This window comes from Neorhizobium sp. PAMB6630 (genome assembly GCF_058242775.1).
Genome location: NZ_JBZAYV010000002.1, coordinates 821,100 through 846,401, shown reverse-complemented (window position 1 = coordinate 846,401; position 25,302 = coordinate 821,100). Strand labels below are relative to the sequence as shown.

At 62.0% G+C, this 25,302-nt stretch carries 20 protein-coding genes; 8 read left to right on the top strand and 12 right to left on the bottom strand.

Annotation, left to right across the window (positions count from 1 at the left end; translation table 11 throughout):
* Nucleotides 1-108 precede the first annotated feature (108 nt).
* From AC4CWF_RS22635 to AC4CWF_RS22625, 3 genes are read right to left on the bottom strand one after another with little or no spacing between them, the layout of a single operon-like run.
* A complete protein-coding gene (locus AC4CWF_RS22635; RefSeq protein ID WP_491285735.1) occupies nt 109-1,041 on the bottom strand; it encodes a sugar phosphate isomerase/epimerase family protein in 933 nt (310 codons plus the stop codon).
* A 17-nt stretch (nt 1,042-1,058) separates the two neighbouring features.
* Nucleotides 1,059-2,576, bottom strand: coding sequence for a glycerol-3-phosphate dehydrogenase (locus tag AC4CWF_RS22630; RefSeq protein WP_491285733.1), 1,518 nt, complete (start codon nt 2,574-2,576; stop codon nt 1,059-1,061).
* Nucleotides 2,573-4,144, bottom strand: a complete 1,572-nt coding sequence (locus AC4CWF_RS22625) for an FGGY-family carbohydrate kinase (protein WP_491285731.1) — start codon at nt 4,142-4,144, stop codon at nt 2,573-2,575. The genes AC4CWF_RS22630 and AC4CWF_RS22625 overlap by 4 nt, the downstream gene beginning before the upstream one ends.
* 761 nt (nt 4,145-4,905) lie before the next feature.
* Between AC4CWF_RS22625 and AC4CWF_RS22620 the strand changes: the two genes are divergently transcribed.
* The 8 genes from AC4CWF_RS22620 (at nt 4,906) to AC4CWF_RS22585 (ending at nt 14,447) form a co-directional block, all read left to right on the top strand.
* On the top strand, nt 4,906-5,577 hold the full coding sequence (locus tag AC4CWF_RS22620; protein WP_491285729.1) for a DUF2291 family protein: 672 nt from the start codon (nt 4,906-4,908) through the stop codon (nt 5,575-5,577).
* The gene (locus tag AC4CWF_RS22615) at nt 5,574-7,112 is read left to right on the top strand and encodes a sugar ABC transporter ATP-binding protein (protein WP_491285727.1); all 1,539 of its coding nucleotides are present in this window, start codon (nt 5,574-5,576) and stop codon (nt 7,110-7,112) included. Before AC4CWF_RS22620 ends, AC4CWF_RS22615 begins: the two co-directional genes overlap by 4 nt.
* A 26-nt stretch (nt 7,113-7,138) precedes the next feature.
* Nucleotides 7,139-8,191 (top strand): ABC transporter permease, encoded by a 1,053-nt coding sequence (locus tag AC4CWF_RS22610; protein WP_491285725.1) that lies wholly within the window; start codon nt 7,139-7,141, stop codon nt 8,189-8,191.
* A gap of 120 nt (nt 8,192-8,311) precedes the next feature.
* Nucleotides 8,312-9,232 carry a D-ribose ABC transporter substrate-binding protein gene (locus AC4CWF_RS22605; RefSeq protein WP_491287761.1) on the top strand — a complete coding sequence of 307 codons (921 nt, stop codon included), beginning with the start codon at nt 8,312-8,314 and terminating at the stop codon, nt 9,230-9,232.
* A 249-nt stretch (nt 9,233-9,481) separates the two neighbouring features.
* On the top strand, nt 9,482-10,348 hold the full coding sequence (locus AC4CWF_RS22600) for a DeoR/GlpR family DNA-binding transcription regulator (protein ID WP_491287760.1): 867 nt from the start codon (nt 9,482-9,484) through the stop codon (nt 10,346-10,348).
* Nucleotides 10,349-10,496: 148 nt separating this feature from the next.
* Nucleotides 10,497-12,023, top strand: coding sequence for an FGGY-family carbohydrate kinase (locus AC4CWF_RS22595; RefSeq protein WP_491285723.1), 1,527 nt, complete (start codon nt 10,497-10,499; stop codon nt 12,021-12,023).
* Complete coding sequence (locus AC4CWF_RS22590; RefSeq protein WP_491285721.1) at nt 12,020-12,790, top strand: DeoR/GlpR family DNA-binding transcription regulator; 771 nt, start codon at nt 12,020-12,022, stop codon at nt 12,788-12,790. Before AC4CWF_RS22595 ends, AC4CWF_RS22590 begins: the two co-directional genes overlap by 4 nt.
* Nucleotides 12,783-14,447, top strand: a complete 1,665-nt coding sequence (locus AC4CWF_RS22585) for a glycerol-3-phosphate dehydrogenase/oxidase (protein ID WP_491285719.1) — start codon at nt 12,783-12,785, stop codon at nt 14,445-14,447. Before AC4CWF_RS22590 ends, AC4CWF_RS22585 begins: the two co-directional genes overlap by 8 nt.
* 59 nt (nt 14,448-14,506) lie before the next feature.
* Here AC4CWF_RS22585 and AC4CWF_RS22580 read toward each other — a convergent pair whose 3' ends face one another.
* The 9 genes from AC4CWF_RS22580 to AC4CWF_RS22540 form a co-directional block, all read right to left on the bottom strand.
* A complete protein-coding gene (locus AC4CWF_RS22580; protein ID WP_491285718.1) occupies nt 14,507-16,375 on the bottom strand; it encodes a LysR substrate-binding domain-containing protein in 1,869 nt (622 codons plus the stop codon).
* A gap of 84 nt (nt 16,376-16,459) precedes the next feature.
* Nucleotides 16,460-18,073 (bottom strand): histidine ammonia-lyase, encoded by a 1,614-nt coding sequence (hutH, locus tag AC4CWF_RS22575; protein WP_491285716.1) that lies wholly within the window; start codon nt 18,071-18,073, stop codon nt 16,460-16,462.
* 47 nt (nt 18,074-18,120) lie between these two features.
* Entirely contained in the window at nt 18,121-19,386 is a 1,266-nt protein-coding gene (locus tag AC4CWF_RS22570) for a Zn-dependent hydrolase (RefSeq protein ID WP_491285714.1), read from the bottom strand.
* A gap of 6 nt (nt 19,387-19,392) precedes the next feature.
* Nucleotides 19,393-20,769 (bottom strand): hydantoin-5-propionate amidohydrolase, encoded by a 1,377-nt coding sequence (gene ertD / locus AC4CWF_RS22565; protein ID WP_491285713.1) that lies wholly within the window; start codon nt 20,767-20,769, stop codon nt 19,393-19,395.
* Between the two features lie 25 nt (nt 20,770-20,794).
* Complete coding sequence (locus tag AC4CWF_RS22560; protein WP_491285712.1) at nt 20,795-21,319, bottom strand: TIGR02444 family protein; 525 nt, start codon at nt 21,317-21,319, stop codon at nt 20,795-20,797.
* The gene (locus AC4CWF_RS22555; protein ID WP_491285710.1) at nt 21,316-22,344 is read right to left on the bottom strand and encodes an ABC transporter ATP-binding protein; all 1,029 of its coding nucleotides are present in this window, start codon (nt 22,342-22,344) and stop codon (nt 21,316-21,318) included. The genes AC4CWF_RS22560 and AC4CWF_RS22555 overlap by 4 nt, the downstream gene beginning before the upstream one ends.
* Nucleotides 22,344-23,375 carry an ABC transporter ATP-binding protein gene (locus tag AC4CWF_RS22550; RefSeq protein ID WP_491285708.1) on the bottom strand — a complete coding sequence of 344 codons (1,032 nt, stop codon included), beginning with the start codon at nt 23,373-23,375 and terminating at the stop codon, nt 22,344-22,346. The genes AC4CWF_RS22555 and AC4CWF_RS22550 overlap by 1 nt, the downstream gene beginning before the upstream one ends.
* Before the next feature lies 1 nt (nt 23,376).
* Entirely contained in the window at nt 23,377-24,285 is a 909-nt protein-coding gene (locus AC4CWF_RS22545) for an ABC transporter permease (protein WP_491285707.1), read from the bottom strand.
* Nucleotides 24,282-25,241: an ABC transporter permease gene (locus tag AC4CWF_RS22540; RefSeq protein WP_491285705.1), complete on the bottom strand. Its 960-nt coding sequence runs from the start codon at nt 25,239-25,241 to the stop codon at nt 24,282-24,284. Before AC4CWF_RS22540 ends, AC4CWF_RS22545 begins: the two co-directional genes overlap by 4 nt.
* Nucleotides 25,242-25,302: the final 61 nt, after the last annotated feature.

Below are 25,302 nucleotides of genomic sequence, written 5' to 3'. Positions count from 1 at the left end.
GCTTCCTTCTGCTGCTGTCTGTCGTCATGCATGTCCGGTCAAAAAAGATTCCCTGCAATGCGCCCTCTGCGCCGTGTCATGCAAGAGCCCCTGTCTGACCAGATTGGATCAGATATGCAGGTCCTCAATGCCGCTATTGATATGGGGTGCCCAAAAGGCAATGCTTTCGGCAATCTGGGAAATCACCTGCCGGTCGTTCGGATCGCGTTCCTTGAAGGAAAGTTCAAGGCAGATTTCGTTGTCCTTTGCCCCGCCTTGCGCAAAGGCTTCGAGCAGCGGCTCGGGGTGAATGCGGCCTTTGGCATTGAACTCGGCGGTGAACGGCCGGTGGCCGCCCTTGTCCATCAGGCTCTGCTTGATGTGGATGATCGGCGAGACTTTTGGCACAGCACGCGCCCAGGCGTAAGGATCGAAATCATCGGGGTTCGATGAGGTGACATCGCCGTGGTCGATATCGGCCATCATCCACATGGGGATCGCCATATCGGCTGCCGTCAGCCGATCTTGCAATTGAAGACAGCCGGCAATCGTTTCGCCAAATTCGCGCCCGACGCTCATTGGTTCCCAGAACAGGAAGGAGAGGCCGGCACCCTTGGCATGCTCTGCGACCTCGGCCCAGCAGTCGATGGCGATGTTTATCAGCTCTTCGCGGCGGGCCGGATCATCGAAATCCCTGTAGGTGAAGATCGCAAACTGCGTGCCGACGGACGTGCCGCCGAGATCGGCGGTGATATCGGCAAAGGTCTTGAACCAGTCGACATAATAGCGCCGCACATCCGCATCCGGATGGCCGAAATGGTTGAGGCGGCCATAGGGGCCGGTCATGCCGCTGGTGACGCGCACGCCGGTGCGTTTGAGGGCAGCATTCATCTCCCGCGTCAGGCGGCGGATGACAGGCGCCGGCCAGCTCGGGTTGATGAACTCATGCGTCAACTGCAGGTCGCGGATTTTAAGGTCACGCGCCACGGTCTCGATGAGATCGGCGGGCTCGGCAAACCGGTTCACCAGTGGGTTGGTGTTGAGCGAAAGGGTCAGCGGCATCTTAGAACTCCAGTCTCTCAGGCGGCGCTTGCCAGGTTTGCGTCGTCAAACCAGGCGGTAAAGGCGGCCTGTTCGGCCTCAGTCAAGTGCAGGTAATGTTTCGTGCGGCGGAAGAGCACGTCCTTGGCGGTGCGGGCCCATTCGGACTGGACGAGATAACGCACCTCCGCCTCGTAAAGCTGGCCGCCGAAATGGCGGCCCAAGGCGGCAAGACTGTCTGCCGTGCCGGCGATCTGGCGCGTACGCGTGCCGTAAAGGCGGCCGTAATGCTGAAGCAGCGCGCGCGGCATCCACGGATAGAGATCACGCAAGCTATTGGCAAATGTCTCGTAATCGGCATTCGGCATGTCGCCGCCGGGAAGCGGTGCCGTTTCCGTCCAGTTGCCCCCCATGGTGGGAAACACCTGGGTCAGCTTCTGCATGCCGCGCTCGGCAAGCTCGCGGAACGTGGTGATCTTGCCGCCGAAGACATTAAGAAGCGGCGCGCCACCCGTTTCGTCGAGATCGAAGACATAATCGCGGGTGACGGCGGACGGATTGCCCTTGCCATCGTCAAACAGCGGACGCACGCCGGAAAACGTGTGCAGCACATCGCTACGGCGGAGCTTTTCCTTGAAGTAGCGGTTCACGGCAGACAGGAGATATTCGATTTCCCGCTCGTCGGCACTTACCTCTTCGGCGCGGCCCTCATAGGCAATGTCGGTGGTGCCGATCAGCGCCTTGTCGCCCTCGTAAGGGTTGATGAAGATCACCCGCTTGTCGTGGTTCTGCACCAGATAGGCCTGCGGCCCCACCCACCACTTCGGCACGATGATATGGCTGCCCTTGACGAGCCGCACATTGCGCGACGAATTGGAGCCGGCGACCCGGCCGATAATGTCTGACACCCAGGGGCCGGCGCAATTGGCGATGCAGCGGGCGCGGAACTGGCGGATCTCGCCGGTCACGACATTTTTCGTGGTGATGGACCAGGCGCCGTCTTCGCGTCGTGCGGTGACGGCTGCCGTGCGGGTCAGCACCTCGCAGCCCTTTTCGGCGGCATCGACGGCGTTCAGCACCACAAGGCGCGCATCGTCCACCCAGCAGTCGGAATATTCAAACCCCTTGGTGTAGGTGTCGAGGATCGGCGCGCCTTCCGGATCGCGGGCAAGATCCAGCGTGCGAGTGCCCGGCAGTTTCTTGCGGCCGCCGAGATGATCGTAGAGAAAGAGGCCAAGCCGCACCAGCCAGGCCGGGCGGTCTTCAGGACTATGCGGCAGAACGAAGCGCATCGGCCAGATGATGTGCGGGGCAGCCTTCAGCAGCACCTCGCGCTCGATCAGCGCCTCGCGCACAAGACGAAATTCGTAATATTCGAGATAACGCAGGCCGCCATGCACCAGCTTGCCGGAGCGCGAGGACGTGCCTTCGGCCAGATCGTCCTTCTCGCACAGCACCACTTTCAGACCCCGGCCGGCCGCATCGCGCGCCATGCCGGCGCCATTGATGCCGCCGCCGATGACGAACAGGTCGATCGTCTGTGTTTGCGTGCTCATGTCTTTTTCCTCTGAAATGTCGCATCGCGGGCCGCCGCCAGTTTCGTCCAGGCGGGAACCAGCGCCTGACGCGCGGATTGGAAAGCGGGAAACAGCCGGTCGTAGGTGGCGGAAAGGTCTGCGTTCGGGGCCTCCGGTGCAGCAAGCAGCGGCGTCACCCATTCGCCAACGCAGGCGTCCATGTCGGGATAGGCGCCGATGGCGACGGCTGCCATCATGGCTGCACCCGCAGCGCCCGCCTCTTCACGATCGGAGACGCGGACCGGGGCATTGATCGCGGCTGAGAGAACGGCGCGCAAGCCCCTTGAGCGCGCAGCACCGCCGCTGAGGCGCAGTTCGGAAGGCAAACCGCCCATCGCCGCATAACAATCACGCATCGCCATGCCGAGACCCTCGACCACGGCGCGCACCAGATCCGGATAACGATGACCGACTGACAAGCCGATGAAACCGGCGCGGGCCTGCGCATTCACGAAAGGCCCGCGCTCGCCGGCCTCGGAAATATAGGGATGGTAGGCGATCTGGCCGGGCGTGGACTTTTCAAGCCAGCCTTCGATACGCCCCATCAGGTCGCGTGGCGTCATCTCCTGTCCCATCTCGCGCAGCAGATCGGCGCCAAGGCTCAAAACCCAGTCGAGATTGAGGGTGGCCGCCATATTGGTTTGGGCCTGCACGACCATATCCGGTACGGGGAGCGCCATGACATAGCCGGTGCCTTCGGCGTTCAGGTGTACGCCATCGATATGGGTTGCGCGCATGTGGACGCCGGTTGAACCGACGATGGAGCAGGCGGTATCGCCGGTTCCACCATAAACGCCGGCGCCAAGAGCCGTCATCACCATGTCCACGTAACCCAGGCACACCGGCGTGCCCTCCAGCAGGCCCGACTGTTCTGCAGCAGACGCGGTCAGCGGATTGAGCGTCTGCGTGCCCTCGACGATCTCAGGCAGAAGATGGCGGCGGTGACCAAGACCCAGCGCGTCAAACACCTGGTCCTCATAACGCCGCGTGCGGAAATTCCCGAAGGTAAAACTTGCCTCCGACGGATCGGTAGCGCGCACGCCCGTGAGATTGAGATAAAGCCAATCCTTGCAATGGAGGGCCACATCGGCAGTATCGAGAAGCTCTGGGAAAAACCGGTCCATATGCGCCATCTGCGCACCCTGCTGGCAGGTGTTGAGCCCGGTGCCCGTCAGTTCGAAACGCGCCCGGTTCTCAGCCTTTGCGGCAAGCATACCAACGGTCGGGGCCGCGCGGGCATCAAGCCACAGCCAGGCATCGCCAACGGGCCGCTTATCGCGGCCGACAAGCCATGTGCCGTCACCCTGTGCGGTCACGGCAATCGCTGCCGTCCGACGGGCAAGATCGGCAACCTGCTCGCCAAGACCGCGCAGCGCCCGTGTGCAATCGGCCCAGGTCCTGTCGAGCGGCTGCGTCGCGGATCCATCGGAACTGGACAGATAGCTGTTGGGCACGCTGGAGGACGAGATCTGCCGACCCGCCAGATCAAAGGCCACCGCCTTGATGACCGAGGTGCCGGCATCGATGCCGATGATGACATCACGCATGGCGCACACCATGAACCTTCGCATGGATGCGGGCGGACGACGGCGTCTTGGCGATAGTCTTCATGCAGCTTCCTCCTCCGCGCGATGCCGGCGCACCCTTTCAGGACATGCCTGACCCTCCGGATCCGGATCGCTCGCAAGCCAATAATACATATCACAATGATAACAATCAAAATGATTTTTTTTGCAGACAGGGAAATTTTTTTCAGCTATGTTGAGAACTTGAAGGCCAAGACCGGCTTGGTGTTGTCTTGCGACGCGCGGCAGTCTTCTGCGCCGGAATTCTCGCTCACCAGTACCCGAAGATTGTGGTGCGGAGCTAGGATTATTTCCATATTGTGCTTTAAAAGCAATATATTGATTCAGGTGCGGTTGGTAAGGCCAGTCTAGCGGGTTGCTTTGTGAAAGAGCCCGTCCGGCTTGTGCAGGAATGCTGAAACTCGCCCGGAACGCCACCTGGGGCGGAAAATTTCCAATCGATCCTGTGGAGAATCTCACCTCTGCGTGAGCGGTGACCTAAAAAGAACTCATCTTCAACATAACACACTTGACGGGCGATATAACGCGAATATAGCGTAGTGATATGGAGCGATCGCGGGGCCTGGAGGATGGTGCTGCTGCGATCAGGAATGGGAGGAGACCATGCTGCTATACGCCGTGCGCTGCACGCGTTTGCCGCCGATCGGGGAGACCCGGTTTCGGGCTGCTATCCCGTTCCTTTCCACTCCCATTGAACATCGTGCGAAAAGCGAGGCCGCCTCATGAGCACCCTCCAATCTTCATCCGCCGCCCTGCGTGCGCGCAAAGCAAAGCAAAAGTCGAAGCGCACAGGTGTTGTCCTCGTGGGTGCCGGCCTGCTGGTTCTGTGCGCCATCGTGCTCGACACGACGGTTGTCCATGTCGGATCGGAAGCGGATGTGCGCCAGCAGGCGTTTTCACCCGATACGTTTGGCGCCAAGGAATTTCCGCGCGTCCAGTCCGTGGTGCTGCAAAAGGCCGTCGACGCCGTGACGATCGCGCCGGAAGTGCTTGCCGACAAGGCCGCTGCCGGCAAAAAATACGGCACGGCTTCCACCACCGGCACGGTGATGATGGTCAAATTTTCGGGCGTCGTCGGCGAAGGCAAGTCCGGCATCTATGATGTCAGCGTTGCCGGCATGCCCACCGATATCAAGCTACGCATGCAGACCGGACCCGCCATCAACGGCACGGACCTGCGCGATGCGCCGGGCGATATCGCTTTCGGCTCGTTCAAGAACCAGATCGAATACCAGGATGCCGGCTCGGCCATCAACCGCGCCATGAAAGCCTCGGTCCTCGACCCGATCGATACCTCCGCGCTTACGGGCAAGACGGTTGATGTCGTCGGCGCCTTTCGCCTCGTCAATCCGAAGAACTGGATGGTCACGCCGGTGAAGGTGGATGTGAAATGAGCGCGCCAGAGACGCAAGGCCCCCGCCGCGGCGATGTCGTGCTGTCGGCGCACAACATCGCCAAATCCTATGGCAGCATCCATGCCCTGAAGGGCGTGAATTTCGATATCCGTTATGGCCAGGTCACCACGCTGTTCGGCGAAAATGGTGCGGGCAAGTCGACGCTGATGAAGATCCTGTCTGGCGTCGTTCAGCCGACATCAGGTGAAATCGTGCTGGATGGCGAGGGGATGAACTTTATCTCGTCGACCGATGCGCGTGACCACGGCATTTCGATCATCCACCAGGAACTCAGCCTGGCCCCCAATTTGTCCGTGCGCGACAATGTGTTCATGGGCCGCGAGATCCCGGGCGCCACCGGCGTCGATTTTGTCGAGGAAGAGCGCCAGGTGCGGCTTCTGCTCGAAGAGCTGGAAGAAGACATCGATCCGCTGACGCCCGTCGAAGACCTGCGTCTTGGCCAGCAGCAGATCGTCGAAATTGCCCGCGCGCTTTCCATCGACAGCCGCATCCTGATCATGGACGAACCGACCTCGGCACTTTCTGCCGCCGAAGTCGAGGTTCTGTTCAAGGTTATTCGGGATCTGACCGCCAAGGGCGTATCGATCGTTTATATCTCGCATCATCTCGAAGAAGCGCTCGAAATCACCGATCATGCCGTGGTTTTGCGCGATGGCACCATGACCGCTTATGCGCCGCGCGCCGACATCGATCTGGAATGGATCGTGCGCAACATGGTGGGCGAACATTATGATCTCGGCTCCCCTCCATCAGGTTATGCCTTCGGCGAAACCGCGCTTTCGGTGGTGGACCTGACGGTTGCCGATCCCAATGCCGGCTTCAATCTGGTGGACCGCCTGTCGCTCGATGTGAAGGCTGGCGAGATCGTCTGCATCTACGGGCTGATGGGGGCCGGGCGCACCGAGCTTCTGGAAACGCTTGCCGGCCGCCTCAAGCCAAAATCGGGCCGGATCTTTCTGGAGGGCGAGGAAATCTCGTCGCTATCGATTGCCGATCGCATTGCCTGCGGTCTGGCGCTCGTGCCGGAAGACCGCCAGCGTGATGGCCTGGTGCAGACCATGAGCGTCGGGGAAAACATGTCGCTTGCCTCGATCATGAATTTCACCCGCGGCCTCTTTACCAGCCGGCGGATCGAGCAGTCGCTGATTGCCGATACCATCCGCAAGGTGACCGTGAAGACGTCTGGCGGTAGCGCGCCCATCGGCTCGCTGTCGGGTGGCAACCAGCAGAAGGTGGTCATCGGCAAGATGCTGGCGACCGATCCGACCGTGCTCCTGCTCGACGAGCCATCGCGCGGCATCGATATCGGCGCCAAGGCGGAAGTGTTCAAGCTTCTGGCGGAGCGTGCGCGCACCGGCCTGGCGGTGGTGTTTTCCACCTCCGAAGTCAGCGAGTGCCTGTCGGTCGCACACCGCATCATCGTCATGCACAAGGGCCGCATCTCGGCCGAGTTCGATTCGAGCGTCACCAAGGAAAAGATCATGGCCGCCTCCGGCGAGTCCGTGGCTGCCTGATGCCGTCAATTGGGGAATTCCAGACCATGAACCAAACCACCGCACCCAAGGCCGCATCCGCCAAAACCGACAAAGTGAGCCGCGTCAACATTGGCCAACTCCTTTTGGAGGGGCGTGCCTTTTTCGCCCTGATCATCATCATTGCGGTGTTTTCCTACCTGTCGCCGAACTATTTCACCGTCGCCAATTTTCTCATCATGGCCTCGCATGTGGCCATTTACGGCATTCTGGCCATCGGCATGTTGCTGGTGATCCTGAACGGCGGCATTGACCTGTCGGTGGGATCGATCCTGGCGCTGTGCGGGGTCGTGGCCGGTGCCCTGATGCAGGGCGTGGAACTGTCGCCCTTCGGTGTGATCCTCTATCCGCCGGTCTGGGCCGTGGTGGTGCTGACCTGCGTGTTCGGGGCTTTTGTCGGTGCGATCAACGGCATACTGGTCGCCTGGTTCCGCGTGCCGGCCTTTGTTGCAACGCTTGGCGTCATGTATGTGGCGCGCGGTATCGCGCTTCTGCAGACCAATGGCCTCACCTACAACAACCTGTCGGGCCGTCCCGAGCTTGGCAATACCGGTTTCGACTGGCTGGGCTTCAACCGTTTGGCCGGCGTGCCGATCTCCGTCATCGTTCTAACCGTGATCGCCCTCTTGGCCGGCCTGATGCTTGCACGCTCGGCCTTTGGTCGCTGGCTTTATGCATCCGGCGGCAACGAGCGGGCGGCAGACCTCTCCGGCGTGCCGGTCAAGCGCGTCAAGATCACTGTCTATACGCTCTCCGGCATCCTGTCGGCCGTGGCCGGGCTCGTGCTGTCGTCACAGCTGACGTCTGCTGGCCCGACGGCTGGCAGCACCTACGAGCTGACGGCGATTGCTGCGGTCGTGGTTGGCGGGGCCGCGCTTACCGGCGGTCGTGGCACGGTGCGCGGCACCATGCTCGGCGCCTTCGTCATCGGTTTCCTCTCCGATGGCCTCGTCATCATCGGCGTCTCGTCCTACTGGCAAACGGTCTTTACCGGGTCGGTTATCGTGCTCGCCGTCCTCATGAACACAATTCAGTACGGCTCTCGCTCCGCCAAGAGCTGACGTCCAAGAACTTGTCCGCCAAGGCCTATCTGGGAGGGTACCGCGGAAAGGATGCCTGAAGAGGCGAAAACTGCAACATTCCAATGGGAGTAGACGATGTTGAAATCCTTTCAGAAATTCATGCTTGCCGCCGTGGCGACAGGCCTTATGACGACAGCTGCGATGGCAGATGGCCTCATCTCCATCATCGTGACGGATCCGGCCAACCCCTACTGGCGCACCGAAGGCGAAGTCGCCAAGAAGACGGCCGAAGGCCTTGGTTACAAGGCCAATGTCGCTGCACACAAGGGTGACACCAACACCGAATCGACGCTCATCGATACGGCGATCACCAACAAGTCGGCGGCCATCATCCTCGATCCGGCCAATGCCGATGGTTCCGTCGGCGCAGTGAAGAAGGCCGTTGCTGCCGGTATTCCGGTCATTCTCGTCAATGCCGAGATCAACCAGGAAGGCCTTGCCAAGGCACAGCTCGTTTCCAACAACGCGCAAGGGGCAGCACTCGGCGCCGAAACCTGGATTTCTATGGTCGGTGACAAGGGCACCTATGTCGAACTGTTCGGCAACCCGGCAGACAACAATGCCGCCACCCGCTCCAACGGTTATGAAACCGTCATCACCCAGTATCCTGATATGAAGAAGGTCGGCAAGGAAGTGGCCAACTGGGATCGTACCCAGGGCTACCAGAAGATGCAGTCCCTGCTTCAGGCCAATCCGAACATCAACGGCGTGATTGCCGGCAATGACGAAATGGCGCTGGGTGCGATTGCTGCGCTGAAGGAAGCCGGCAAGCTCGACAAGGTCAAGGTCGGCGGCTTCGACGGTTCGCCGGATGCTGTTGCCGCCATCAAGTCCGGCGAGATGCAGTATACGGTCCTCCAGCCGGTTGCCGTCTTCTCGGCAGAAGCCGTCAAGCAGGCCGATTCCTTCATCAAGACGGGCAAGACCGGCGCTGCCACCGAAAAGCAGCTGTTCGATTGCCTGCTGATCACCAAGGATAACGTTGCCAAGTACACCGGTCCGTTCACCCTGTCGCAGTAATCCGTTACCATCCATCGGGGCCGCACTTTGCTGCGGCCCCGACCTTTTGCGATTTAAGGTTCTTTCTTTGCGTGGAAGACCACGCCAACCGGTGGCGCCCGGCTGAAGACGTGCTAGATGTCGATTGCACCAGCGGCGCGCATGGCATGCCGATGTTCGCCACGGGCGAGCGGTGGTGCAACAGACCGGAGCCATGGGGATGTGCGTTCATCAGGGCGCGCGGTTCTCCGGGAGATGTGGGCAATGAGCATGCGCGACCAACAGGAACGTCCTCTCGAGCGCCTGATGGGCGAGGAGATTTCCAGCGACAGCCGCCAGGCCCGCCAGATCGCTCGAAGGCAGTTGATGGCCGAAGCCGTGATGGCTGAAGGCACGATGCGCATCGAGGATCTGACCGAACGCTTCGGCATCAGCCTGATGACCGCCCACCGCGATCTCGATGAACTGGTCAGCCGCGGCCTGCTGCGCAAGACACGCGGCATCGTCTCGGCTGCACCGACAAGCCTCATCGAATCCAGCGACGTCTATCGCTCCACGAGGCAGGCCGCCGAAAAGCGCGCCATTGCGGCTGCTGCCGCCGAATTCGTCCAGCCGGGGCAGGCGATCTTCTTTGATGATTCCACCACTGTGCTGCAGATGGTGCCGCATCTCTCAGCCCGCGTGCCGCTGACGGCCATTACCAATTCCATCACGATGATCAATGCGCTGCGCGAAGTGCGCGATCTGACGCTGCTCTGTCTTGGCGGGCAGTTCCAGAACTGGTGTAATGCCTTCATGGGGCCCGTGACCACCAACGAGATCCGGCGCCTGCGCCCCGATCAGGTGTTTCTCTCCGTATCCGCCATCAGCGAGGACATGCTGTTTCACCAGTCACCCGACATGGTGGATATCAAGCGGGCCATGTTCGAATGTGCCTCGCGCCGTATCCTGCTGGTCGACCATACCAAGTTCGAGCGGCGCGCTCTGCATGCCATGGGATCGCTGGATGAATTCGACGTCGTCATCGTCGATAGCGCCACGCCGCCGCGCACCATCGAGCGGCTGCGCGCGCGCGGCATCAATCTCGTCGTTGCCGCACCAAATGGCAGCGCGATTGATACAAATAGTGATTTGTAACGCTCAATGATGTGAAGTTAACAGTAATTCGCTCGCTTGCACAAAGCGAGCCGTCTGCCCTTGAGGGGACGCCTGGTAATTTCACGCATCGCGCCGTCCGATACCTCCAGGGGTCTTCGACGCGCGGTGTGCTCTTGCGGAGCTTCCGATGCCTTGCCTGCTTGGGATCGACAATGGCCTTACCGTCACCAAGGCGGTTGTCTTCGATGAGACGGGTGCCGTCCTGTCGGTGGCGCGGCGACGTATTCCCCAGATCATGGCGCACGCCCATCATGTGGAACGCGATATGGCCGGCCTCTGGACGGCAACCGCCGAGGCGATTGCGGAAGCCGTTGCGCGCTCAGGCCGGCCGGCATCCGAGATCGCAGCGGTTTCTGCCACCGCCCATGGCGATGGACTTTACCTTCTGGACCGCGACGGCCACCCGCTCGGTCACGGCATCCTGTCGCTCGACAGCCGCGCCGGCGACATCGTTGCCCGCTGGGATGGTGATGGAACGGCGGAGGCGGCACTCGCATTGAGCGGCCAGCGGCCCCATGCATCCGCGCCGGCATCACTTCTGGCCTATATCCGGAAGCATGAACCGGAGCGGTTTGGCGCCATCGGGACGGCGTTTGCCTGCAAGGACTGGCTGCGTTACTGCCTCACCGGCACAATCGGCACAGACCTGACGGAAGCCAGCACCTCCTTCACCGCAGTGGCGTCGCAGGCCTATGCGCCTGACATCCTCGAGCTTTACGGTCTGGGAGCACTTTTTCCCGCCCTGCCGGAAGTGGCGCTGCCGGATGCGGTGATCGGTGGCGTGACGCCGCAGGCAGCGGCTTTGACCGGGCTTGTCGCGGGAACGCCTGTTGTTGCCGGCCTGCATGATGTCACGGCCTCTTCGCTTGGCATCGGCGGTTATGGCGTGGGACAGGTGGCGGTGGTGGCCGGCACCTATTCCATCAACGAGACCGTCTCGACGCATCCTGCAGTCGATGCCCGCTGGTTCTGCCGCAACGGGTTGAGGTTCGGGGAGTGGAACAATATGGCGATTTCGCCGGCGTCTGCGGCCAATTACGACTGGTTCCTCGACCAATTGTGTGCGGCCGACCAGAAGGCGGCAGAGGCAGAAGGTGCATCTATCCATGAGCGTCTTGGCCGCGAAATCGGCGAAGCACTGCAGTACCCTTCGACGGTTCTGTTTCACCCTTACCTGTTCGGCTCGCCACATGGCTCGACGGCCAGCGCCGGATTTCTGGGCCTACGCGGTTGGCACGGTCGGGCAGAGATGCTGCGGGCGGTGATCGAGGGTATTGCGTTCAACCATCGGGTCCATGTGGACGATCTGCGCCAGGGTTTTGAGATGAAGACGGCAAAGCTGACGGGTGGCATTTCGCGCAATCCGCTCTTTGCGCAATTGTTTGCCGATGTGCTCGGGATGACAGTGACGGTAACAGACACCGAAGAGGCCGCCGCCTGGGGTGCTGCCCTCTGCGCCGGCTCCGGTATCGGGCTTTTTGCCTCGCCGACCGATGATCCGCGTGACCTCACAGCCATCGGCCATGATTACCATCCAGACCCCGCCCGGCAAAAGGCGCTTGAAGAGCGGTTTGACCTGCATTGCGATCTGGCGAAGGCTCTTGCGCCGCTCTGGCCCCGTATCGAAGCCTTGGGATCGGAGGGCGCGGAATGACCGCCGATACCCGCCGTGAGGCCATCGCCGCCTATGTGATTGAACGCGGCGAAGCCCGCATCGATGATCTCGTCACCGAATTCGGCGTCTCGCGCATGACGATCCATCGGCATGTGGAGGATCTGGCGCGCCAGGGCGTGTTGCGCAAGCTGCATGGTGCCGTCAGCGCCCAGCCGTCGGGCGTTTACGAAAGCCTGTTCAGCTTTCGCAAGACCCGCGCGCTTGCCGCCAAGGCCGCACTCGCAAAGGCTGCCGTGGCTGAAATCGAGCCCGGCAGCGTCATCCTCATCGATGATTCCACCACGGCCAATGCGCTTGCCCCCCATATCGCGGAGGTAACGCCGCTCACCGTCGTCACCAACAGTCTTGATCTGGCGGAACGGCTGAGTGCGCTCGATGAGGTGAAACTGATCTGCCTCGGCGGCGAATATCACCCGACCTATCACGCCTTTATCGGCCATCTCTGCGAAAGCGCGCTATCGCGCCTGCGCGTCAATCTCTTGATCTGCTCGGCGTCCGCCATCAGCGGAACGTCGGCGATGATCCAGGATCCGCTCGTCGTGCGCGTCAAGCAGGCGATGATGGCATCCGCCGTGCGCAAGGTTCTGCTGGTGGATTCTGAGAAATTCGACCGGGTGGCGCTGCATCTCTTTGCCGATCTCAAGGAATTCGACGCTGTTTACGTCGATGATCGCCTGCCCGCAAAAACGGCCGATGCCTTGCGGGCGGCCGGAGTGAGCCTCAAGCTGGTGACAGACAATGACTGATATTCAAGACGTGGACGTGCTCATCCTCGGTGCCGGCATCAATGGAGCCGGGGTGTTTCGCGATCTCTGCGAGCAGGGGCTGACCTGCGTCATCTCCGACAAGGCCGATTTTGGCTCCGGCACGTCGGCTGCCCCCTCGCGCCTCATCCATGGCGGCATCAAATATCTTGAGACAGGCGAGTTTCGCCTCGTCGCGCAGTCGACGCTGGAGCGCAATCTTCTCTTGAAGAACGCGCCCCATTGCGTGAACCGCCTGCCGACGGTGATCCCCATCTTCTCCTGGTTCAAAGGAATTCCGGCCGCACTTCGCACGCTGTTCGGCTCTACCACGGCGCCGCGAAGCCGCGGGGCGGTGCTGATGAAGATCGGTCTTGCGCTCTACGATTTCTACGGTTCGCGCCACCGCATGATGCCGCGCCATTCGCTGTGGAGCAAGGCGCGGGCGCTTGCCGCCATTCCGGCGCTGACGCCGCGCATCGTGGCGGCCGGCCTCTATTATGACGCCAAGATCAGTCATCCGGAACGGCTGGTGCTGGAACTTGTCGAGGATGGCCTGCGGGCCAGCCCTTTGTCGCGTGCGTACAACTATACGCGGATCGGCGGCACGGATGGGCAGGCCGTTGTATTGGTCGATGAGGACGGGAACGAGCAGCGCATTCGCCCACGCCTCGTCATCAACGCCGCCGGCCCCTGGATCGACCGGGTGAATGAAGATCTCGGCGTAACCTCCCGTCTGATCGGCGGCACCAAGGGCTCACACATTCTCCTCGATCATCCCGATCTCATCGCAACGCTTGGCGGGCGGATGATCTATTTCGAGGCGGATGACGGACGCATCTGCCTTGTCTTCGATTATCTCGGCAAGGCGCTGGTCGGCTCGACGGATATTCGCGACGATGACCCGGATCAGGTCACCTGCAGCGATACGGAAATCGATTACCTGCTGCAGAGCCTCAGCGGCCTGTTGCCGGGTCTTACCTTCGACAGGAGCCAGATCGTTTATACCTATGCCGGCATCCGCCCGCTTCCCGCCTCCGACAGCACGGCCCCCGGCCTCATCAGCCGCGATCATTCGGCGCCGGTCATCGAGCCGGAGGGCGAGAGGCCCTGGCCGATCGTCTCGCTCGTTGGCGGCAAGTGGACAACATTTCGCGGCTTTGCCGAGGAAGTGACCGAGATGGTTCTGGCGCGGCTTCAGCAGAAACGCCGCATCAGCACGCAAAGCTTGGCCATCGGTGGCGGTCTTGGTTTTCCGCGCGAGAACGAGCGGGTCAAGTGGCTGGACATGGCCTGCGCAAGAACCGGTGCGGATAAGGCGCGGGCCGATACGCTGTTATCGCGTTATGGCACGACGGCGCTTGCCATTCTGGAAGCCGAAGGCCCACATCCCCGCGGTCTTGCCGATGCGCCGGATTATTCGTTCGAGGAACTGGCGTGGATTGCAGCGCATGAACAGGTGGAGCATCTGGAAGATCTCGTGCTGCGCCGTACCGCGCTTGCCATTACCGGCCGGCTGACCGCGCGTGATCTGGATGACATTGCGCAAGCCCTCGCCGTATCCCGGGGCTGGGAGCAAGAGCGCCTGCAATCGGAACTGCGCGCCACGAAAACACGGCTTGCGGCAAGACACGGAGTTCAACTGGGACACGATCAATAGCAGCGGCCGGCACGTCGTTGATCCCTGCTGGAATCTTTGCGACACGCTCCGCTGTGTGTTCAAAACTTGCCAAACACGTCAACAAGCGTCTGCACGATCGTGCGCTCGGCCTCCGATAAGGAGCGGTCGGCGGAAAAGATGATGGACAAGGCGCCAGGCACCTCATTGCGGCTGATGGGAATGGTGACAAGCAAACCGGCCTCGACATCCTTTTGAACCGATGATGCCGGCAGGATCGTGCAGAGCGGTGCGCTTCGAACAATGGCAATGGCCAGTGCGAGCGAGCCGACTTCGATGACGGGTTTCAACGGAAGATGGCGCGCCTTGGCTGCGTCGGCAAAGTTCTGGTGGATGCTCAACTGCCGTGCCCCGAGCACCAGAGGCAGCTTGCAGGCATCCTCCAGGGATATTTCGCTCATATCTGGAAGCCGGAGTTGCGGATTGGCGACAACCGAAAGCGGCTCGCTGGCGCCCAATGGAATGCGCGCCACCTGTGGCTGGGCAGCGCCAACGACAGCGAGATTGAGCAAACCAGCCTTCACACGCTCATGCAGCACGGCATTGGAGCCTTCGCTGATCTGGAGTTTCCAGCTCGGTTGACCGGAATGGACGGCCGTGATTGCCCGAGCGATTTTTTCCGTCATCGCACTGTCATGGCCTGAACTGGGAAGTGTGCCAATCCGCACGTTCGCCTGGCTATGGGCTGCCACATCGCGGGATTTGCGCATCAGCCAGGCCTGCCGCTCTTCGATGGCCATCGTGAAGGGCAACAAGTTGGCGCCTGCCTGCGAAAGTCCTGCACCTTCGCTGCGTCTCGCGAGAAGTTTTACCCCCATGGCCGTCTCCATTTTGTGGATCTGGGCCGAAATCGAGGATTGCGCAACGTTTGCAACGCGGGCTGCGGCCGACAATCCGCCACTGCGGGAGGTGAGATTGAAATAATGGATCTGGCGTGTCGTCAGCCGGGGCTCGAATGCGGGAGACTGGTCCTCCCGCGCAAGGCTGTTTTTCAGGATCTCCAGGAACGTTGCGCCTTTCCCCGTGGATCCGGTTTGCGTTTTTGCAAACAACGGTGAAACAAGGGCTGGCGTCAGAGCCCGCCATTCCAGACGCGATAGCCCCATTCTGCCCGCCAGCATGCTGGCCGGCATCAGAAAGCGCAGGTGAGGCCATTCGAGAATAAGGCGGGCAAGCTGGGTGGGGTCGTCATCCACGAATTTCAGTCGTCCGCCAAGTCCATGGCGCTCGCCATAGGCAGAGATTGCCGACATCAGGCGTGGCCGCATTTTCATCACAACAACCGGTCCGGCAGAAGCCGAAAGATCAAGGTCCGCGCCGGATTGGCCAACGAGGATCCAGGGATCGTCGCCGAGATGCACTGTCTGCGGTTCATCATGGCCGCTCTCGTCGTAGAATATGCCGAGCGTTTCCGTTCTGGCCCCAAACAGCGCCTCCAGCGCAGGTGTGAGCAGCGGCTCCTCGCTCCCGTCATGGGAATTGGCAAACCGCCATTCCACGAATGTTTCCGGAGCGTGATGAAGCATTTCCTGGGTGGCGCGGATAAGGGCCTTGGAAAACCGGCCGATCGCAAGGCTGAGATCGAGGCACACGACGATCCGGTCCAGCCTTTCCCGCGGCAATGAAAATGCGCCGCGGGCATATTCCTCCAGATACAGCAATTGATATCCGTGACGAAAAAGCCAGAAGGCTGCCGGCCGCAACCCGAGATGACCGCCCTGTCGCAGGAACAGGCTGAGCCCCAGCCTTTCCTCAAGGGTATGCAGGCTTGTGCTCAGAGCCGAGGATGTGTGGCCGAGGCTCGCGGCTGTCTCGGAAATGCGTGTGTTCTGACAGGCCACAACGAAGTTTGCGAGCGGTCGAAGTTCAAGGCTGATCTTGTCCATGGACGGCAGACTATGCGGCGGCACGCAAAGCCTCAAGGGTATACGCATTCTGCCGGCAAGGTGCGCTGACGGCGGCAACAATGCGTTGCGCCGTCAGCCAGATTACAATCAACGCAGCGCGCCGACGGCTTTTTCGACGACATCGAGAACCTTGCCTTCTGTCACCATGGCAAAGGCCGGCTTGATCTGCTTTTGCATGTAACTGTCGCCGTCCTGCAGCGGAATGACAGCGGACAAGGCGTCGTAGAGCGGTTGCGTGCCGCGGCCGAGCTTGAAATTTCCGAGCGCATCACGGGTCAGGAAAATCGCCTTGGTTGCCAGCAGGCATTCCACGCCAACGATTTTCGGCAGGTTGTCCAGCACCTGCTGCGCCTTGCGGCAGGACCAGGCGGCCATGGAGACGTGATCTTCCTGGCTGCTCTTGGTCGGGATCGTATCGGCAACCGACGGGAAGGCGAGTGTCTTGTTTTCAGAGGCGACGGCGGCGGCGGCGGTGGAGATGATGCCGTAGCCGTAGTTGAGGCCGATGGGCTTGCCGGCAAGGTTTGGCGGCAGACCGTAGTTCAGCGTCGTATCGCAGAGCGCAAACAGGCGGCGTTCCGAGATATTGCCGATTTCGATCAGCGCAATCGTCAGGATATCCATCGCAAACGCGATGGGTTCGCAGTGGAAATTGCCGCCGGAGAGGAATTCCAGCGCGCCATTTTCGTTCCAGAACACCAGCGGGTTGTCGGTGGCCGCGTTCAGTTCGCGGGTGATGATTGCCTTGGCATGATCCAGCTGGTCGCGGCAGCTGCCATGCACCTGCGGCAGGCAGCGGAAGGAATACTGGTCCTGCACGCGCGGATGATAGGTCGGGTGCAGGATATCGTCTTCCAGATGCACGGCGCGCGCTGATTCCGAAGCCCGGCGCGAACCTTCCACAAGACGGCGGATGTTTTCGGCTGTGGCGATCTGGCCCGGCTGCTTGCGCACCTCGTGGATGCGCGCGTCAAACGCGGCCTGCTCGCCGCGCACGGCTTCGAGGCTGAGCGCCCCGATGGCATCGGCGGTCTTCATCAGCCGTTCGGCGTCATAGAGCGTGAGGGCGCCCATGCCGGCGCAGAGGCTGTTGCCGTTGATGAGGGCGAGGCAATCCTTGGCCTTCAGCTCGAAGGTGACCGGGCTGATGCCGGCAAGCTCCAGCGCCTTCGGCGCCGACATGCGTTCGCCCTTGTAGAAGGCTTCCGCATCCTCGTAGCCGATCAGAACGGAGACCATGTGGGCAAGCGGCGCCAGATCGCCGGACGCGCCGACCGACCCTTGTATCGGCACGACTGGATGCACGCCGCGGTTCAGCATGGCGACCAGACGATCCACGACCTCCATGCGCAGGCCCGAAACGCCAACGCAGAAGGCATTGATGCGCACGGCCATCATGGCACGGACGATTTCTTCGGACGCCGGTTCGCCGATGCCCGAGCAGTGCGACAGGACGATGTTGAGCTGGAACTGCTCGTTGTCGGCCTGGTTGATCTTGTAGTCCTTCAGCTTGCCGACGCCGGTGTTGAAGCCGTAGGTGGCCGGTGCGTTTTCAGTCAGCCAGTTTTCTTCGATATAGGCACGCTTCTTGACGATTTCGGCCCTTGCTGCAGGCGCGATCTCGACCTGCACGTGTTCGCGCGCAATCCGCACGGTCTGTTCAATCGTCAGGCTGTCGCCGTCGAAGATGATGGTGGTCATGGAGTTTTTCCTTAAGGTCATTGGTCTGGCGCAGGCGCCTGGCGTGTTCAGGGATGGCGGGGTGTTTCGGGGTTTTGGTCCAGGCGCACCAGCATGCGGGTGAGAAGGTCTGCGGCGAGCGCCAGTGCCTCGGTATCGGTCCATTCCTCGGGCGTATGGCTTTTGCCATCGCGCGAGGGCACGAAGATCATCGCGGCCGGTGCGATCTGCGCCACGAAGGCGGCGTCATGCCCGGCACCGGAGGCGAGCGGCAGGGTTTGAAGGCTCAGTTCGCCTGCACTGTCTGCAATGGCCGCGCGCAGTGAAGGGTCGCAGGCCACGGCGAAGGTGCGGCTCAGTTTTTCCAGCACGGCGACGCGGCAGTTTTCCTTCGCGGCCGCCTGGCGTGCCAGATCTTCGGCGAGCGTAAGAAAATCGTCCATCGCCCGGTCGTCTTCGGCGCGGATGTCGACAATCACCTCGGCGGCGCCGGGGACGACATTGGCTCCGCCCGGCTCGAAGCGGATGATGCCGACCGTTGCCGTAAAATGCCCCTGTCCCTCCACGGCGCGGGCGGCGTCGCGCAGCGCAATGACGAGGGAGGCCATGGCGACGCCGGCATCGGCGCGCATGGTCATCGGTGCCGTGCCGGCATGGGCTGCCTCGCCCTCGATGCGGATGCGCAGGCGCGCGATGCCGGCAATGGCCGTGACGATGCCGACGGGGATGCCGAGACGTTCGAGAACCGGACCCTGTTCAATATGGATCTCGACGAAACCGCCGATATCGGAGCGCCTGTGCTGGCGGATCTTTTCCGGCGCGCCGCCGACACGGCGGATAGCATCTGCAAGCGCCTCGTTGTCGGGACCTTTCATCGCCAGATGTTCTGGCCCCAGCGCGCCAGCCATGCCGCGGCTGCCGATACAGGAAAGTCCCCATTCGCTGGGTTCCTCGGCGAGAAAGTCCACCAGTTCGATGGTATGGCGCGGACGATAGCCTGCCGCGCGGAGCGCCCCGATGGCGGCAAGCCCGCAGACAATGCCGGCAATCCCGTCAAAACGGCCGCCGCTCGGCACAGTGTCGCTGTGCGATCCCGTCATCAGCACCGGCAGGGACGGATCCTCGCCCTGCCAGCGGCCGATCAGATTGCCGGATGCGTCGATTTCGGTCGACAGGCCTTCTGCGCGAAAGCGTCCCTCCAGATGGCGACGTCCCTCAAGGAACATCGGCGTGAACGAACGACGGGTCCAGGGAATGCCGGGCTCTGTGATGGCCGAGAGCGCATCGAGATCCTGCTGCAGTCGGTTGCGGTCGGTTGTTGGCAGGGACATCATCTGCTCTCACGCAACCGGGGTGAGCGCGTTGACGCTGGGGCGCACGAACCGTCCGGCGCCGGGTTCTGCCAGAACATTGGTCCCATCGAAGATCAGGCCGCCGCGCTGAAAAGTGGCAATCGGTGCATGACGGATGCGGCGGCCCTCATAGGGGCTCCAGCCGACGACGTTATGGCCGCTGGCGGATGGATCGTAGAGGCGCGGGCGCTCGGCAAAAACGGCGATGTCGGCGTCGAGCCCGAGTGCCAGCGAACCCTTCTGGTCGCTGAGGCGAAACAGTCGGGCAGGGTTGCTAGCAAGCAGCCGCGGCGCATGGGCGAGGGGAAGTCCGCGGTCGGTCAGCCCGTCGAGCAGCAGGCTTGGCAGCACTTCCAAACCCGGCATGCCGGAGGAATTTTCCAGCATCACGGGCGAGGATTTGGCCGCAAGGCTCCAGGCGACATGATCGGTCGAGACGATGGTGACGCGCCCGGCGGCCAGATGCTGCCAGATCTTTTCCCGCTCCTTGGCCGAGCGGATCGGCGGATTGCACTTGGCCCGCCCGATGAGCCGCGAGACGTCTTCTTCCTCGCTGCACACGAGGTAATGGATGCAGGCCTCGATGGTGGCGTCGACTCCCTGCCGGCGGTAAGCCTCCGCCATCTCGTAACCGCGCCCGACCGAGCAATGCACGATATGCGCCGGGCACCCGGTCGCCTCGGCGATCTCATAGACCTCCGCGATGGCGAGCGTTTCGGCAATCGGCGGCCGACTGTCGCCATGGGTACGATAGTCGGTGCGGCCGGTTGCCTTCACCGCCTCGCTCCAGACCTTCACGCATTCGTCGTTTTCGTTGTGGACGCCGGCAATCAGCCCGGTTCTGGCAACCGCCTCGAAGCAGGCATGCAGAAGGGGCGTCGGGATGCGCGGGAAGCGGTTGGGATCGGTATCGAAAGTGGAGAACTTGAAGCCGATGGCGCCAGCCCTTGCCATGGCCTCGATATGCTGCGGCCCTTCGGAGGGGCGGATGGTGCCGTAGAGGGCGAAATCGACGCGGGCCTGCTCGGCGGCACTCGTCGCCTTCTCGGTCAGAAGGTCGGCGGTGGAGATCAGCGTACCGGCATCGTAGGGCATGTCGACGATGGTGGTGACGCCGCCGGCGGCTGCCGAGCGAGTGGACCAGACAAAGTCCTCCTGATCCTTCTGCGAGCGGGAATGCACCTGGCCGTCAATCGTCCCGGGCAGTACCAGTGCGCTGCCGAAGTCGAGGGTTTCCGCCGCTGCAGGCGGTGTGCCTTGGCCGAGCCGGGCGATCCGGCCGTCGCGGATGGCAACGAACCCGTTTTCCGTAACGCCGTCCTCATTGACCAGCGTGCCGCGGATGACTGTATCGAAATCGCTCATGATGAAATCGTCTTTCCTGCTGGTCTCAAGGGTGGTGCGGTGTGATCGATGTCGGCGCGGCCGCTTGCTGTTCCCACGCGTCGTCAAACAGCGACAGGCTCGCTGCCCGTCTTTCCGGAGAAAGGTGGCACTTTGCCAGATAGACGTCGGCGAGCGCGTGTATGCCGCCTGTGTCTGCGGGCAGGGCTTTGGTCAGGCGCGCGACATGCAGTTTTTCCGCCTGCAACTCGGTGCGCTTGATGTCTTCACGAAGCGCTAATTCCGCATCGCTGGCGCAGACCTGCTTCATCGCCTGGCGGACTGCCCGCAAGGGACGCACGACCGTCTCGCGCCAGAGGGCGGCATCGGCCAGAAAGCGCTCGAACGCCTCGGGCATGCAGGTGATGCCGTTGCGGTCGGCCAGCACCAGCACGAGGAGAAGCGGAATGTCCGTATCGAACTCTTCCTGCAGGGAAAGGCAGAGCGGCGGAATGCGGCTGTCGGCGTAAAGGCTGAGCATGGCGGGCCATGCACTTTCGGCAAATTCAGGGCTCTGCATCACCGGTGTCATGCCTGCCTCGCGGTTAAGAACGGGGCCGGTTCATCATGGGGAAAATGACAGGCGACCATCTGGCCGCGCGGCGCCGGCGTAAGGATCGGTTCCTCCTCGCCGCAGCGGGCGACTGCGCGGGGGCAACGCGTGCGAAAGGCACAGCCGGACGGGGGCCGGATTCGCGAGGGTATGGCCTGCTGATCTGCATCCGGGCGCAGTTTGCGACTGGCATCCACGACAGGCACAGCTTCCAGAAGCTTTCGTGTATAGGGATGCGCCGGGCGATCGTAGATCTGCTCGCCCGAGCCCATTTCCACCACCTTGCCCATATAAAGCACCGCCACCCGGTCGCTGACGTTTTTCACCACCGCCAGATCATGCGAGATGAAGATCATCGCCAGACGGCGCGCCTCGCGGATATCCTGAAGCAGGTTGATCACATGCGCCTGCACCGATACGTCGAGCGAGGCGACGGGTTCGTCGCAGACGATCAGGTCCGGCTGCACCGCAAGCGCGCGTGCAATGGCGATGCGCTGGCACTGGCCGCCGGAAAACTGGTGCGGTTTGCGCCCTGCCACGTCGGCCAGCGCAAAACCGACATCGGCAAGGGCTGCTTCCACCCGTGTGCGACGCTCGGCCTTCGGCACACCCTGGATCACAAGGCCTTCGGCCACGATATCCTCGATCCTGCGGCGCGGATTAAACGAGGAGACCGGGTCCTGGAAAATCATCTGCATGCGTCCGCGCATGCCCCGCATGCCGGCCCGCGACAGGCTGGCAAGATCGGTGCCCTGATAACGGATCGACCCCTGCCACTGCGTATTGGCCTCCGGCAGAAGGCGCAGAAGCGCACGTCCGATCGTGGTTTTTCCGCTGCCGCTTTCGCCGACGAGGCCTAAGGTTTCGCCCGCCGCGACATGCAGCGAAACGCCATCCACCGCGCGCATCAGCTTGCCGGAGCGGCTGAAATGCACGGCCAGATTTTCGATCTCGAGCAGGCGCGATGGCGATGGGCCGGTGACGGGGAGACGTGTGTTGGTCATTATGCCCGGGCTCCCCGATCTGTCGCGCCGGAAACCACTGCCAGGCCGACGGTCTGTTCCAGCGGGAAATGGCAGGCAAAGCGGTGGCGGTTATCCGTTCCGGTGCGCATATCAGGCATGGTCGTGTGGCAGGGGCCTTCGGCTGCACCGCAGCGCGGGGCAAAGGGACATCCCGCCGGCTGGTTGGCAAGGCTCGGCGGCTGGCCGGCAATGGTGCGCAGGCGGGTATGGGCCGGCTGATCCATCTGCGGCATGGCAGACAAAAGTGCCTCGGTATACCGATGGCGCGGATTGCGAAAAACCTCCGACGTCGGGCCGTATTCCACGACATGGCCGCCGTAGAGAACGAGGATCTCATCGGTCCGTCCTGCCACGACGCCGAGATTGTGCGACACCAGGATCATCGACATCTGCCGCTGTTCCTGAATGGTTTGCAGCAGGTCCAGCACTTCCTTCTGCACGGTGACGTCGAGCGCAGTGGTTGCCTCGTCGGCGATCAGCAGGTCCGGATGACAGATCAGGCTGGCGGCAATCATGATGCGTTGCTTCATGCCGCCGGAAAAATGGTGCGGATAATAATCGTAGCAATCTTCCGGGTCGGCGATGCCGACGGTGCGCAGAAGCTCGATTGCCCGCTGGCGTGCTTCGTCCCGCGGCACATCGAAATGCTGCCGGCAGGCTTCCGCAATCTGGCGCCCGACGGGAACATATGGATTAAGCGAGGTCATCGGGTTCTGGAACACGATGCCGACCTTGCGACCGATGAAACGGGCGCGGTCCCTTGGCTTCATGGCAAAGAGATCCTGGCCGTCGAGCATGATCTGGCCGTTGACCCTGACGCTTTGCGGCGCGATGCCCATGATCGACTTCACCAGCATCGACTTGCCCGCGCCGGACTCCCCGACGATGCCGAGCGCCGTGCGCCGCGCCACGGTGAAATCGATGTTTTGCAGCACGTCGAGCGGCTTCGGGCGCGCAGAAATCTGGCAGGACATGTCCCGGCAGGCGAGGATGGGGAGGTCTTCACTCATCTCAGTTCCCCCGTTCGCGGCTGTTGAGGCGGTGGGCGAGATAGTCGCCAACCGTGTTCAGCGCATAGACGGTGAGCACGATCGCCATGGTGGGGCCGACGATCAGCACCGGAAAACGACTGAGCAGGTCGGTGGAGCTGGCGATCATGCCGCCCCAGGAGGGAGCCGGTGCCGGAATGCCGTAACCAAGGAAACTCAGCGACCCCTCGGTGATGATGAGGCCCGCCATCAGCGTCGGCATGACGGCGGTCAGCGCCGGTATCAGGTTTGGCAGGATTTCCTTCATGAGGATGCGCACATCCGTTGCCCCCATGGCGCGGGCTGCCAGCACGTAATCCCGGTTGTTCTGCGAGATGACGCCGGCCTTTGCGACACGCGCATAGGTGCCGATATCGAGAATGCCGAGAATGAGGATGATGGCGCCGACGGAGGTGCCGGTGGCCGTCACAAAGGCCAGAACGACCAGCACCGAAGGCAGCGCCGACATGGTGTTGGCGTAGAGATCGACCATGCGCTCCAGCATGCCGCGATAATAGCCGGCCAGCATGCCGAGAAGCAGCCCGATCGACACCGACAGGCAGGTTGCGACAAATACGATCGTCAGCGATGCGCGGGCGCCGTAGAGGACGCGCGAGAGGATGCTGCGTCCGATATCGTCGGTGCCGAGCAGTCCGTTCAGCGTCAGGTCCGGCATTTGTGAGAAATCGCCATAGGGAAATTTCGGGCTGACAAGGCCGGGGATGAAATCCACGAACAGGGCGATCAGCACCAGAAGGATGAGGAAGGCTGCGGCCAGCATTTCAAACAGCGTGCCGCCGGGAAGTTTCAGCATGCTGGTGGCCGGCATGGCGGCGCGGGCGATATCGCCAAGCCGCGTGCCCTGCACAAGAGGGGTGCCTGGGGAACTCATGATACGATGACCCTCGGATCGATAATGGCGTAACCGATGTCAACAAGCATGAAGACGATGACGAAGATGACGACGGTGAGCGACAGGATGGCCTGGACGAGGGGAATGTCATGGCTCTTGACCGCGGTCAGCACTGTCCAACCGATGCCGGGCACAGCAAAATAACTTTCGACAACGAAGGAGCCGGCCAGCATATAGGTGAGCGACAGGCCCATGACAGTGAGGATCTGCGGCATGGACGGCCGCAGCACATGCCGCAGCATGATGTAGGACAGTGACAGGCCACGTGCCCGGGCCACCTGAACAAAGTCCTCCTGCAGCACGGTGATCATCTCATTGCGCGCGACGCGGTAAAGGTAGGCCGTCTGGTGGAGACTGAGACAGATGACCGGCAGGGCCACGTACCAGAGATTGGCGATGGGATCGTCGGTGAAATTGGCCCAGCCGGTGGCCGGCAGCCAGCGCAGAACGATGGCAAAGACATAGGACAACAGGACAACGATGACGAAGGTCGGCACGGCCAGCAGGAGGGAGGACAGCGAGCGCAAAAACCTGTCGGCGATCCCGCCGGGATGGCTTGCCGTGTACATGGCGGCGGGAATGCCAATGAGCGACAGGGCCATGGCGAGAAAGGCAATCTCGAAGGTGACGGCTGCACGATCAAACACCACGTCAAGCACCGGCTGCTGGCTGAACAGCGTCTGGCCGAGATCACCCTGGAGGAGGTTGCCAAGCCATTTCAGATAACGCTCCCACAGCGGCAGATCATAGCCGTAAGCGCTGTTCAGCGCCGCCACCTGCTCGACTGTTGCATTGTCGCCGAGGATCAGCTGCGCGGCGGAACCGGGCGCCAGGCTCGACAGGGCCGTGGCGCCGAAGGTGACGAGAAGGAAAACGGGGATCCCGGCAAGGATCCGCGTCGAGACCGCCTTCACATAAGGCTTCAACCCGGTCATCAAGCGCCATTCTCCCTGTTCGGTTTCTCTTGTCGGATGGTCGGTGCGGCCGGGACCTTGC